The organism is Eisenbergiella porci (assembly GCF_009696275.1).
Taxonomy (GTDB): Bacteria; Bacillota; Clostridia; order Lachnospirales; family Lachnospiraceae; genus Eisenbergiella; species Eisenbergiella porci.
This window is the reverse complement of record NZ_VUMI01000001.1, coordinates 211506-224835: the sequence shown is the minus strand read 5'-3', so window position 1 is coordinate 224835 and position 13330 is coordinate 211506. Positions and strand designations below refer to the sequence as shown.

Sequence of the window (13330 nt, the reverse complement as noted above, 5' to 3'; positions counted from 1 at the left end):
ACATGGCCGGATGCCCGCAGCAGTTCAGCCCCGTCCGGGCTGTTGCCCGGCTTGGACAATGGTATGGGAAATAATTACATTTGTACTGTTTTCAGTAAGAGTTTTGTGATAAAATCAATTATATATCGTCAGAATGCCATTGCGGTAAAAAAATCTAAGGCGTGTGGAAGGAAGTAAGCGAAATGAGAAAGAACGGAAAAGCTTACCGGCAGCTTTATTTATCATATGCATTCATCTTTTTAATTCCGATTACTATGGGGATCCTGTTTTATTTTTATGCATATCGTGTAGCAAAGGATCAGGCGGATGCCTCTAACCGAAGCCTTATCCAGACGGTAAAGAATACCTGTGACAGGGAGCTGGGCTATTATGAAAATGCGTTGTTCCAGTTGGCCCTGAATAAAAATGTGCAGCAGCTGTCCGCCGTGCGCGGGGAGTTCCGTTCTGATAATTCCTACCAGCTCTACCAGCTGCAGAACGAGCTTTCGGATCTGCAGGTCTCAATCAATAAAAACGGAAGCTTCTGCAAGGATATCATGGTTTACTTTAAGAACAGCGATAAGGTGGTTTCTTCCTTCGGCAATATGGATTTTTCCATGTACTGTGAGCTGTACTGTTTTGAAGAGGGAGAGACGGCGGCCCGGGACAGGCTGAAAAACCACCTGTCCGAATACCATTTCCGGGATTCCATCCGGATGGACAGTAAATGGACGGGAGGAAGGCCAGCCTTGCTTCTGACTATGACGAACCTGAAGGGAGACTTTGGGGAATCCTCCGCCATGATAGGAATGTGGCTGGATATGGAAGCGCTCAACAGCAGCATTGAGCTGGCGGCCTGGGAGTCCGGGCTGGACTGGATGATCATCAACCGGGAAGGCCAGATTATGAACAGTCCGGAGGAATACAGCGATATTGCGATCAGCTATGATAATCTGGAACAGGGTGGGGACCAGAAAACGGAATGGAAGGGCGAGACTTATATCATAAGAACTGTTTTTTCCGATGTATTTGACTGGAAATATGTCCTTCTGATGCCGGAGAAGCTGATCAGCGGTTCGGCGAGCAAAATGAAGAATATTTTTGTCGTGGGTATTTTTGTCTGCCTGCTTACCGGCTTCTGGGCGGCATCCCGTATGATGAAAATCAATTATAACCCTCTGAAGGTGCTTCTTGAGGTATTCAGGAAACATGATGAGGAGGAAGGCGCATATGTTGATAATGAATATCTGTATCTGAAGGAGAAAGCGATGCTGCTTCTGGAGGAATGCTCAGATTTCAAACAGCTGGTGAGCAGGAGCCAGGAGGTGGTGAAGCAGTATTACCTGACGGATCTGCTGATCAATGCCTATGATGAAAGCGGGGACACGCCGGACCGCGAGCTTATCTGCAGACAATTCAGGGAGGGAAGGAACCTGGTCCTGCTGTTCCTGGTAAAGGATGCTCCGAACCGGGGAGACAGCCAGGAGGAATACATACAGAAAAACAGCCTGCGTAAATTTATCATAGGCAATGTTTTCGGGGAAGGGCTGTCGGAAAGCTTCCGGCTGGAAAAGGTGGAGCTGGGAGATATGGTAGCCATGATTTTAAGCCTGGGGAAAGAAGATACGGCCTATGAGGAGCGCCTGGCGGAAATTGTAGATGCCATGCAGAAGTTTATTTATGACAATTTTAATTTCCGCGTGGCCGTCCTGGCGGGAGAACCCCACAATGGGCTGGAAGGAGTGCATCTGTCCTGGCTGGAGGCAAAGGAAGCGGAGGAATTCGTGTCCGTGCTGGATCCAGACTTCATCAGCTACCGGGAAATCCGCAACAGCTCCCATAAAAAGTACGATTATCCCACCGAGCAGGAGGAACGCATCATCTCGGCGGTGAAAAACCACAACAGCCAGCTTGCCGTATCCTATATAAATAAAATACTGGATGTGAATTTCCTGGAAATCAAAGCATCCCCTGAAATGTTCAAATACCTTTTATATGATTTAATCGGTACTCTGATGAAGGCCGCCCAGGAGGTAGGAGAGCCTTCCGATAAGGAGCTTGGCCTGAATGAAATATCCATCAAGCTTCCGCTGGATAAAATCAAGGACAAATTTTCCGCAGCAGTGGAAGAATTATGCCGTACCCCTGAAGTACAGGGCAGCGGATACAGCCAGAACCAGCAGCTGTGCCAGAAAATACAGGAATATATCCAGGAAAATTTCAGCAATCCCGACCTGAATATATCCCAGACAGGGCTGTATTTCCATATGACGCCCGCCTATCTGTCTTCAATTTACAAAAAATGCACAGGGGACAGCCTTTTGAAGTTTATCAATCAGACCCGTATTGATGAAGCGGAGAGGCTTCTGGCGGAAGGAATCAGCGTTGTGGAGGCGGCGGAGCGGGTTGGTTTCCGCGACAGCTCCACTTTTATCAGAACTTTCAAGAAATTTACAGGCGCCACGCCCGGACAGCTGAAAAGCGGCAGGTAGTTTTTTCTGAAAAAGCAGATAGATTTGATAAATCATCAATAAAGGTTGATAAGATCATTCGATTTTGTCAATCTTTTTTATATTTTGTCTATATAAAATGTATATAGATATATTTAAAATGAACAAAAAGACATGCAAGATGCATAAATAGCATAAAGGCCATGTTCTTTCGAAAATTAAGATAGCAAATATCTTAAAAACATTATGAAGGAGGAAGTTTTATGAGAAGAAATCTAAAAAAGCCGGTTGCATTACTGACAGCGGCACTGACGGCGGCGTCTTTGCTGGCAGGCTGCGGCAGCTCCGCAGGGGAGAGCACCGATGCAGGAGGACAGGTGAAGGAAACCTCTAATGCAAATGAAGCTGCGGAAACGACAGCAGGCGGTTCGGATGCAGAAGAGGCGGCTGCGCCTGCAGAGGTTACATATCCCCTTGCTGAGGGAGGAACCCTTACCTACTGGCTTCAGCTCAATCCCAACGTATCCGCTAACTTTACTAATTTAGGAGAAACAGAACTGGGCAAGGCATGGCAGGAGCAGACCGGTGTTACGGTAGAATTCCAGCATCCGGCGTCCGGGCAGGAAAAAGAACAGTTCAACCTGATTGTTGCGGACGGAAGCCTTCCTGATATTATGGAATGGCAGTGGGTGAAGCAGTATCCCGGCGGACCGGAAAAGGCAATCAAGGACGGCGTAATTATTCCTTTGAACGATATCTTTGACCAGTACTGCCCAAACATTAAAAAGTATCTGGCAGAAAATCCTGAGGTTGACAAGATGATCAAGACGGATGACGGAAATTACTTTGCATTCCCTTTCATCCGCGGCGAGGATAAGCTCTGCTATACTGTAGGCGGCTTTATCCGTCAGGACTGGTTGGATGAGCTTGGCCTGGAGGTTCCCACCACCGTTGACGAGTGGCATGAAGTCCTGACCGCATTCAAAGAGAAAAAAGGTGCGGAAGCTCCTCTTTGCTTTGACTGGACAAACTTCAAGGATTCCAACCCCATTGCATTTGCATTTAAGGTTGGTACCGCAAACGGCACACAGTTCATTCTGGACGATGAAGGTAAGGTTGCCTTTGCTCCCGCTCAGGAGGGCTACAAGGAATATCTGATGACACTGAACCAGTGGTATGAAGAAGGCCTGATCGACAGGGATATCGCAACCCTGAACGGTGATCAGGTAACTGCGAAGATGACAAGTGACAAGGCCGGCGCATCCGTAGGCTGGGCAGCAAGCCGTATGCAGCTGTTCATGACCAGCGCACAGCAGACCAATCCTGAATACACCTTGGTTGCAACCCCCACCCCTACCACGGAAAAGGGAGCAACACCGGAATACGGCTATGTGGAAAATCAGTTCCCTGATGTTGCCGCTGCAATTACATCCAGCTGCAAGAACGTGGAACTGGCTGCAAAATTCCTGGATTACGGTTATTCCGAAGCAGGCCATAACCTGTTCAACTTCGGTATTGAAGGCGTTTCCTATGAAATGAAGGACGGCAAGGCAGAATATACGGACGTTGTTACCAACAACCCGGACGGCTGGCCGCTTGCACAGTCCCTGGCAAAATACATCCGCGCTAACTACAACGGACCTTTCATTCAGGATCTGAACTACCTTGAGCAGTACCTGCAGCTTCCTACCGTAAAGGAATGCCCCAGCGTATGGGCTGTTCCGGATGCAAGAAAGCACACCGTTCCCAACATCACTCCCACACAGGATGAATCCAAGGAGCTTGCTACCATTACCAACGAACTGGGAACCTATGTTGCTGAAATGTCCTTAAAGTTCATCTTCGGTACGGAAAGCTTCGACAATTGGGATAACTACATTGAAACATTGAACGGCATGAAGCTTGACAGAGCGCTTGAAATCGAAAATGCGGCTCTGGAACGCTACAATGCAAGATAATCTGAAGCAAGAAAACGCCGGTTGATTCCGGAACATATACGGCCGGGGGCGGTTGTGCAAACAGTCCCCGGCTGTTTTCAAATCACTAGAAAGGATTGAAAAAAAATGAAGGGGAATTCGTTGGGTTATAGAATCAAAAAAGACTTTCAGCGAAACTGGTCGTTGTATCTGCTGGTTTTACCTGTAATTATTTTCTATGCAATTTTTATGTACAAGCCTATGTACGGCGCAATTATTGCTTTTAAGGACTATACGCCGGCCAAGGGCGTGTTCGGAAGCGAATGGGTGGGAATGGAAAACTTCACCAGGTTTTTCAGCAGCCCTTATTTCGGAAGGCTTCTGAGAAATACCCTGCTTTTGAGTATTTACAGTATTATTTTCGGTTTCCCTGCGCCTATTATCCTGGCGCTTCTGCTGAATGAGGTGAAAGGGAAAAAGTTCAAAAAGGTCTCCCAGACGATTACCTACCTTCCTCACTTTATATCACTGGTAGTTGCCTGCGGTATGATCAAGGATTTCTGTCTGACCACGGGACTTTTTAATGATATCATCGCATTGTTCGGCGGAACGAGGGTTCCCCTGTTGCAGGATCCGGCCTATTTCCGTACCATTTATACGGTGTCCAGCATATGGCAGGAGGTGGGCTGGGGCTCCATCATCTATCTTTCCGCATTGTCGGGCGTGGACAGCCAGCTGTATGAAGCCGCCTCTATCGACGGAGCGGGCAAATGGAAGCAGCTGCTGCACGTAACCCTTCCCGGCATCGCGCCGACCATCGTCATCATGTTGATTCTGAGAATGGGTTCCCTGATGAGCATGGGCTATGAAAAGACGATCCTGCTGTACAATCCGTCCACCTATGAAACCGCAGATATCATTTCCTCCTATGTATACCGGGCAGGTCTGATTGAACAGGACTGGAGCTATTCTACGGCAATCGGTCTGTTTAACTCTGTGATTAACTGTATTCTGTTGTTTGTGACAAACCAGATTTCCAAACGGACAACAGAGAGCAGCCTGTGGTAAGGAGGGAATAAAATGAAGATTAAAATGTCTCGCGGAGAGAAAATATTTCAGGTAGTAAATTATTTTGTCCTGTCGATTATCGTTCTGGTCTGCCTTTACCCTATGTGGCATGTGGCCATGGCCTCCTTCAGCAACAGTACACAGCTGATGGCCCATTCCGGTTTTTTGTTGAAACCGATGGGATTTAATATGCAGGCTTACTTAAAAGTGTTCCAGAATCCAATGATTCTGAAAGGCTATGCAAATACATTGTTTATCCTTATTGTAGGTGTTATACTTGACTTGATCATGACAGCGCTTGCCGCCTATTTCTTTTCCAGAAAGGGCGTGATGTTTAAGAAGCCTCTTATGCTGCTGATTCTGTTTACCATGTTCTTTTCAGGCGGTATGATTCCTTTTTACCTTACCCTGAAGGATATGCATATGATCAACAGCAGATGGGGACTGATTGTTCCTTTTATGATCAGCACTTACAATATGATCATTCTGAGAACAAGCTTTGAATCCATCCCTGACAGTCTGACGGAGGCGGCCAAAATTGACGGCGCAGGCCATATGACCATTCTGTTCCGCATTATTCTGCCGCTGTCCAAGGCGATTATGGCGGTTATGGTGCTTTATTACGGCGTATCCATATGGAACGGATGGTTCTGGGCATCCACGATTTTAAGGGACAGGGAGCTGTATCCTCTGCAGGTAATCCTGAGGGAAATATTGATATCAAATGATATACAGGCGATGAACGGAGGCGCTGGCGGAGACGCCGAAGCGATTGCGCAGAGTATCAAATATGCTACGATTATGGTGGCTACCGTGCCGATTCTTTTTGTTTATCCGTTCCTGCAGAAGTACTTTACTTCCGGTGTTATGATCGGGGCAGTGAAAGAATAACGGTGTGCTGTGAGGAGGCAGGAACTCCCGCAGAATGCCGAAATAACAGGGAGGAATACTGGGATGATACGGACAGAAGCATCCGGAATCACACTGAATTTGAATCAGGATACGCTGCATGTGGAAATTAAGGCAGGCGTATCGGAATGGAAATGGGCGGAGAACTTCCGCCCTGTCATTGTGACGCAGGAGGAGGTCATTGATTTTTCGCGCTGGCAGGAGATTGTACATGAAACGTTTGAAAGCGGCGTGGGAAAGGGAATCCGTTCCTCTTACCGGAAGCTGGACGGGGCGGAGGATTCTTATGCTTTCGAGACTTCCGTCTGGGTGGAGGAGATGGAAGAGGACTGTCCCGGAAGTTCGGCGAAGCTGTTTGGCCGGGTACATTTTGAATGGATACCCATTTGTGAAAAAGGGCTTTCCGTCAAAGAGGTGAGATGGCCGGGATGCATGGAATTTGACAGCCCGTCCCAGGCCTGGCAGACGCTTGTAAATGAAGGGCAGGGGCTTCTGATCCCCAACACCTGGGAAAATGAGGCAGGCGCTCTTTCCTTTAACGGAAGGTTTCTTACGGCCGGGGGCTATATGCCCTGGTACGGCCAGGTGAAGGATCGGGCAGGTTATATTGCGATTGCCGCCACACCCTGGAATGCGGGCGCGTGGCTGGAGCATCCGGCGGGCGGCCCGTATACCCATATCGGGACATGGTGGGAGCCGAGCCTTGGGAAAATGGATTACAGGCGCTGCATGGAATACATATTTGCCCAGGACTGCGATTATAATGACCTGTGCAAGATTTACAGAAGCTATGTGAAGGATACCGGGCTGTTTGTTTCCCTTGCGGAAAAGGCCGCCAGAGTCTCTTCCGTAAAAGATCTGGTAGGCTGCAGCATCATGCACTGCGGCATCAAGACCAACGTCAATCCGGAATCGGATTTCTTTGATAAAGAGGATCCGGAGAAAAACAACCATGTCACCCTGTTTTCCGTCAGGGAAAAACAGATGGAAAGCCTGAAGGGCATGGGTGTGGAAAAGCTGTTTCTGCATCTGGACGGCTGGGCGCAGCCCGGCTACGACAACCAGCATCCTGACTACAGGAATGCCTGTGCGGAGGCCGGAGGCTGGGAGGGCATGAAGAGCCTGGTGGATACGGTTCACCGCTGCGGATTTTTATTCGGAATCCATGATCAGTACAGAGACTATTATTTTGACGCCAAGACTTATGACGAAGAATATGCCACCAGGCTGCCGGACGGGACCATACCGGCGCATAAGCGGTGGGCCGGCGGGCCGCAGACTTATCTGTGCGGCACCCAGGCGCCTTATTATGTAAAACGTAATTTCCAGGATCTGTTCCGTCATGGAATTAAGCTGGACGGAACCTATCTGGATGTATTCACCTGCAATGAAGGGGATGAATGCGACAATCCCAGGCACCGGATGACCAGGCGGGAATGCTATGAATACAGGAAACAATGCTTCGACTGGCTGCTGGCCCGCGGGATTCTTACCAGCTCGGAAGAAGTTTCCGACTGGAGCATGCAGAGCCTGATATTCTGCCATTATGCGCCTTATGCGTTCATGCTGAAGGCTCCGGGAACACCCAGGGAAGGGATTCCCGTGCCGCTCTTTAACCTGGTATATCACGACTGCGTGCTGGAGCCATGGATGATGGATAAGCCGGATGGCAGCGAGGATATGATGGGCTATGCGCTTCTGAACGCGGGCATGCCTTATCTGATCCGGGACGGCGCTTATGAAAATACGGACGGATCCTTTACGGACAGCTCAGGCATGGGGATTGAAGAGATGATTGCCCGCTGTAAGGTGGTGCAGGAACTTCATGAAAAGCTGGCTTTCTGTGAGATGACCAGACATGAGCTGCTGGATGATACAGGAAAGAAGCAGCGCACCGTATTTTCAGACGGAACGTATGTGAGCGTGGATCTGGGGACCGGGGAATATGAAATTTCAACGGCGCAATGAGACAGTGAAGCCGCCTTCGCTCTGATGGAGCGGTTTACGCATTTATTTTAAATTATGAAAATAATGGCCGCAGACCTTGCCCTGGCAGAATTGATATGCCAGACAGGTAGGCGGCTGTTTTGTATTGTATTGACGCAAAGAAAACACCCAGCAAAGAAAATATCCCGTTTGGTGTTTATTTATGATATAATGTCGGCGTAGACGACATTATATCTGCGCATACTGGTTTCTGCGTCCGCCGCAGAAAACCAGGCGCTGAATTCTGTATGAATAAAAGTAAGGAAACACTAAAAATGGATATACAAAATCTGAAGGACCCCCATATTGCGGTAATTTCAGACATACACGGCAACTATGTGGCGCTGGAACGATGTCTGGACCATGCAGCTTCCAATCAGGCGAATGCGTATCTTTTTCTGGGAGATTATGTGAGTGAGCTTGCCTATCCGGAAAGGACCATGCGACTTCTGTATGAGACAGCGCAGAAATATCCCTGTATGTTTATCCGGGGTAATAAGGAGGACTACTGGTTCCAATTTAGAGACAGGGGGGAGACAGGCTGGGAGTATGGGAACTCCACCAGCGGCGCTTTACTGTATGCATACAGGTCGCTCACTTCCCGTGATTTTGACTTCTTTTCCCAAATGCCGGCTTCCCGGAAGCTGCTGCTGGAGGGATTCCCCGGAATTACGGCCTGCCACGGTTCCCCTTTCCGGGTAAATGAAAAAATGCTGCCGGAGGATGAAAATACCCTGCAGATAATGGAACGGACGCAGACACCGCTCATCCTGTTCGGGCATACACATGTGCGGACACGGATTGCAGGGAAGGACAGGCTTGCCATCAATCCCGGCTCTGCGGGAATTTCATATCGAAGCGGCGGGAAGGCGCAGTATCTGCTGCTTCATGGAAGGAACGGCGGCTGGGAGGAGGAGCCGGTCAGCCTTACCTATGATACGGACAGGGTTATCCGGGAGCTTCATGAATCCGGCCTGTATCGTCACGCGCCCTATTGGTGTGTGGTTACGGAGAACATTCTGCGGGGCGGGGAGCTGTCCCATGGAACGGTGCTGGCAAGGGTGATGGAGCTTTGTACACAGGATACCGGCAGCTGCAGCTGGCCGGATATCCCGGAAAAATATTGGGAAAAAGTAATAGCGGAACTGAAATTGGGAAACGGAAGGAAAAAGGAGGCAAAAGGATGGAAGAAGTAAAGGTGGTAAAGATTTTTACGTCCCAGGACAATCTGCAGGCGGAAATGATTCTGGATACCCTGAAGCAGAACGGGATACCGGCCTACAAGAAGGATGCCGATGAAAGTGGATTTATGAATATTTACGGAGGCAATTCCATGTGCGGGGAAGAGATTTATGTGGCGGAGACGGATGCGGAAAGGGTAACGCAGATATTACAGGAAATGGGATTGGAGTGATTGCAGGATGGAGCTTATGGAACTGCTGGAAGGAAGACGTACCTACAGGCGTTTTTACCAGAAAGAAATCAGTGAAGAAATTATAGGGGAGATTCTCCGTGCGGCAAGGCTTTCTTCAAGCGCCGCCAATAAACAGCCTTTAAGCTATGTGGTAATCAGAAGCGCGGATAAGGTAAATCAGGTTTTTGACTGCACCAGATGGGCGGGCTACCTTAAACCGGAGGACGGACAGCCCGGGGAGGATGAGAAGCCGGTGCTGTTCATCGCTGTGGTGGAGAACCTGAATATCAATCCTGACTGTGATACGGACGCAGGGCTGGCCATAGCAAATATGACTCTTGCCGCCTGGAACCGGGGCGTGGGAAGCTGTATTATCGGCGCCTGCAATAAGCCGCGGCTGTCAGAAATGTTCGGCCTGACTGAGGAGCAGAAGCTGCATACGGTAGTGGCCTTCGGTTACCCCTCCCATAAGAGCCGCATTGAAGAGGTAAAGGACGGGGATATCAGGTATTATCTGGATGAAAACCGGGACTATGTCGTGCCGAAACGGCAGCTGGAGGACGTTGTAACCTATATGTAGCCAAATGCGTCAGGCGCACGTTCGGGTATCGTCAGGAGAAAGCTTACAGGCAAATGGCTTACAGACAAAAAGTGTATAGACAAAAAGCAGGCAGCTGTAATGGTTTTGGGCGGAGAAGGTGAAAAATGGAGATTTATTATGTTATCTGCAGGGCGCTCTCCTGGGGGCTGCTCATTGGATTTTTCCTGGGCGGATTTAAGCTCATGGCAGGCAGAAAAGAATATACGGAAAAGCAGGTCAGGGCATCAAAGCTTCTGCTGGCTAAAATTACAGGAGTGGTAAAATACCTGACGATCCTCACCCTTATCCTTGGGCTGCTGTGGTGTGTTTATTTTCTGATCCTGGGCTGCGCAGTACCGGAGCAGGCGGAGTATGCCACGAATATGTCGCAGCTAATCGTGTCTGTACTTACAGTCATTTCTATAATATTTGCTTTCCTGGAATTTGTGCGGCGCACAGATGACAGGTGAGAGTAAGGTATGGCAGCTGATACAAATGCTAAATACCGGCGGGCGGCGAATTTGCGTTGCCTGCCGGTATTTTTATATTTGGAAGGGCAGGTTGTATACCTGCCGGATTTCCTGTTGCTTGGGAACGGATCCGCTGCTGAAAGACATTGACATCCACTTTTAAGAAAAGTTTAAGTATTTTATTTTTCTTAGTACTTGACAATGCATAGTAGTATGCATAATATAGTAATCAAAGGAGGATTTCCCATGAATCCACAATTTAAAAAGGGCGTGCTGGAGCTGGTGGTCCTGGAATCGGTGAGGAAGAGGGATATGTACGGCTATGAGCTGGTGGAGGAGGTCTCGAAGGTGATAGACGTAAATGAAGGCACCATATATCCTCTGCTGAAGCGGATGACCAACGAGCGGTATTTTGAGACATACCTGCGGGAATCCACAGAGGGTCCGCCGAGAAAATATTATCATCTCACGGCGGCAGGAGTACTGTACCGTGACAGCCTGGAGAAGGATTGGAACGAGTTTCAGGAACGCGTATGCACTTTTTTGAGGGAACATGCCGATTGATGCAGTACCATGGACCGACGGTGATACACAGGCAAACCGGTGATGCGCAGGAGGTAAATCCTCTGCTCGTCAGAGGACAGGAGGATTAGTAATGAATAAGTCAGAATTTTTAAATGATTTAAAGAAGTATCTTACTATACTGGAAGACAGGGAACAGGAAGATATCCTGGAGGAATATGCCCAGCATATTGACATGAAGTTAAGCACCGGCCTGAGCGAGGAGGAAGCGATACGGGACTTCGGCAGCGTGGAGGAGCTGGCGGCCCAGATCCTGGAGGCTTATCATGTAAAGCCGGAATATCAGACTGTGAAAACGGAAAAGAAGCTGCCGGATATGACCGGGGTCACTCAGGAGGGAAAACGGCTGTGGGGTACGGTCAGTCATTTTTTCAAAGGCGCTGCAAAAGCGGCGGGGGATCTGGGAAGGACCTGCTGGAAAAAGACGAAAGCGGCGGCCCTGTGGGTGGTACATATTTTGGGAGTGCCTTTTATCTGGCTTGGAAAACGGCTGAAAGGACATGAGAAGCATACGAAGGAGGATTTTATGGCAGAAGACGGACGGATTGCGGTGAGTGAGAGCGGATATGAAAAGAGAGGTCCGAAAGGAGTGCTTCACTCCTTTGGAAGCTTCCTGGGCCGGATTTTTTCCGCGTTGTGGTATTGCTTCCTCTGGTGCGTCAGATGGGGCTGGAACTGCATCATGATTATGACGGCTTTTTTTGGCGGGCTTTGCTGCATGGTGCTGTTGTTTCTGTTTGCAATGCTGCTTGTGTGGCTGGTTCAGGGATATCCCCTGGCGGGAGTTACGCTGGCGTGCTTCGGCGGTGTGCTTTGCACAGGCGCTTTTACCCTCCTGTGCACCACCTTCCTTATATTAAAGAAAAAGAAAGACAGAATGGTTCAGGAAGAAGAAAGACTTGAGGAGGTGCGCAATGCGTAACAGTCAAAAGATTTTAATTGGTATTTTCTGTCTGGGGATTGTCCTGGCCGGAGCCGGAACAGGAATGGCGTTCCTGGAATTTTCCACCTTCACCTATGCCGGGGAAAAGGAAGCAGGAGAAATGGACAGGAAAACCCTTACCCTGGATTATGCTTTTGAGGCGGCTGCGGAGGAACCCCTTACGATTGGCAGGAACTATGGGAGATATGCCAATAACAATGAGGTGATCGAAAGTGAAGCGGTTCCGGAGAACACGGTGCGTTTCCTCGTTACCTATAATGCAAATGTGGTGCAGCCATATTTAAATTCATATGAAATGGATGATGATTCCGGAGAATACGTGAGGGTGGACTGGAACTATATAAATGATGAATTTAAGAGCTTTATGACCTGTAAGGATGATTTGCTGGAAGGGATCAGGAACCGGGAAATTGCCTCTTACCATGTGACCGGAATTGAAGAGATCAGAATCATGGTCAACCCTGCCTCCAGAGAACTGGTTCAGATTGACTGACGGGCCTGTGTACCGTATAATCTTTTTACGGGAAAAAGAAAAAAGGTGCTGCTGACAGGGTATTGAGAAAATAAACGGCTGCAGTTACCGTAAAGGGGAACTGAAGCTGCCGGAGCTGAAAAAAGCGGTGACGCTGACGGTACAGGCGGCTAAGGAAGCGGAGAAGAACCCCGCGGCCCAGGCGGCGGCCAGGACCATCGGACAGGCCGTCGGCGCGGTGTACACGCCCACCCATTCTCTGGGCCTGGCTTTTTACGGGGCGGCAGCCATCGCATACGACCGCGTCGGCCTGGAAGAAAAACCGGAGGTATACGATCAGATCGCCGCACAGGAATGCGCAAAGATGGAAGAAGCGCTGCGCGCTTGTATGGTGGAGAATGAAAAGAATCCCGCCAAAATAAAATGGTACTGCTAAAAAAGACAGCCTGCATTAGGGTACAGAAGGAATTTGTACGGCAGGCAGTATTTTTCCAATATCTGAAGCATAAAAAGAGGATGTTTTCCCGATTGGAAAAGCATCCTCTATACTTTACTGTGTTA

Annotated in this window: 13 protein-coding genes; all 13 read left to right on the top strand. The window is 49.0% G+C overall.

All coding sequences use genetic code 11. The features are described from left to right. Positions 1 to 182 precede the first annotated feature (182 nt). The 13 genes from FYJ45_RS01050 (at position 183) to FYJ45_RS00990 (ending at position 13205) form a co-directional block, all read left to right on the top strand. A complete protein-coding gene (locus FYJ45_RS01050; RefSeq protein WP_154463057.1) occupies positions 183 to 2471 on the top strand; it encodes a helix-turn-helix domain-containing protein in 2289 nt (762 codons plus the stop codon). Between the two features lie 221 nt (positions 2472 to 2692). Continuing rightward, a complete protein-coding gene (locus FYJ45_RS01045) occupies positions 2693 to 4387 on the top strand; it encodes an extracellular solute-binding protein (RefSeq protein WP_154463056.1) in 1695 nt (564 codons plus the stop codon). 105 nt (positions 4388 to 4492) lie between these two features. After that, positions 4493 to 5413 (top strand): ABC transporter permease, encoded by a 921-nt coding sequence (locus tag FYJ45_RS01040; protein WP_154463055.1) that lies wholly within the window; start codon positions 4493 to 4495, stop codon positions 5411 to 5413. Positions 5414 to 5425: 12 nt separating this feature from the next. Further along, positions 5426 to 6304, top strand: a complete 879-nt coding sequence (locus FYJ45_RS01035; RefSeq protein ID WP_021638684.1) for a carbohydrate ABC transporter permease — start codon at positions 5426 to 5428, stop codon at positions 6302 to 6304. Positions 6305 to 6367: 63 nt separating this feature from the next. Further along, on the top strand, positions 6368 to 8290 hold the full coding sequence (locus FYJ45_RS01030; protein ID WP_154463054.1) for a DUF5696 domain-containing protein: 1923 nt from the start codon (positions 6368 to 6370) through the stop codon (positions 8288 to 8290). 293 nt (positions 8291 to 8583) lie between these two features. Further along, positions 8584 to 9504, top strand: a complete 921-nt coding sequence (locus FYJ45_RS01025; RefSeq protein WP_154463053.1) for a metallophosphoesterase family protein — start codon at positions 8584 to 8586, stop codon at positions 9502 to 9504. Beyond that, positions 9492 to 9722 carry a putative signal transducing protein gene (locus FYJ45_RS01020; protein ID WP_035323312.1) on the top strand — a complete coding sequence of 77 codons (231 nt, stop codon included), beginning with the start codon at positions 9492 to 9494 and terminating at the stop codon, positions 9720 to 9722. Before FYJ45_RS01025 ends, FYJ45_RS01020 begins: the two co-directional genes overlap by 13 nt. A gap of 7 nt (positions 9723 to 9729) precedes the next feature. After that, a complete protein-coding gene (locus FYJ45_RS01015; RefSeq protein ID WP_154463052.1) occupies positions 9730 to 10302 on the top strand; it encodes a nitroreductase family protein in 573 nt (190 codons plus the stop codon). Between the two features lie 125 nt (positions 10303 to 10427). Then, the gene (locus FYJ45_RS01010) at positions 10428 to 10772 is read left to right on the top strand and encodes a hypothetical protein (RefSeq protein ID WP_021638679.1); all 345 of its coding nucleotides are present in this window, start codon (positions 10428 to 10430) and stop codon (positions 10770 to 10772) included. A 246-nt stretch (positions 10773 to 11018) separates the two neighbouring features. Next, complete coding sequence (locus tag FYJ45_RS01005) at positions 11019 to 11336, top strand: PadR family transcriptional regulator (RefSeq protein ID WP_025489540.1); 318 nt, start codon at positions 11019 to 11021, stop codon at positions 11334 to 11336. Positions 11337 to 11427: 91 nt separating this feature from the next. Next, positions 11428 to 12276, top strand: coding sequence for a DUF1700 domain-containing protein (locus tag FYJ45_RS01000; protein ID WP_025489541.1), 849 nt, complete (start codon positions 11428 to 11430; stop codon positions 12274 to 12276). Beyond that, entirely contained in the window at positions 12269 to 12790 is a 522-nt protein-coding gene (locus tag FYJ45_RS00995; protein WP_021638675.1) for a hypothetical protein, read from the top strand. The genes FYJ45_RS01000 and FYJ45_RS00995 overlap by 8 nt, the downstream gene beginning before the upstream one ends. Before the next feature lie 61 nt (positions 12791 to 12851). Further along, the gene (locus tag FYJ45_RS00990) at positions 12852 to 13205 is read left to right on the top strand and encodes a putative immunity protein (protein WP_330588477.1); all 354 of its coding nucleotides are present in this window, start codon (positions 12852 to 12854) and stop codon (positions 13203 to 13205) included. Positions 13206 to 13330: the final 125 nt, after the last annotated feature.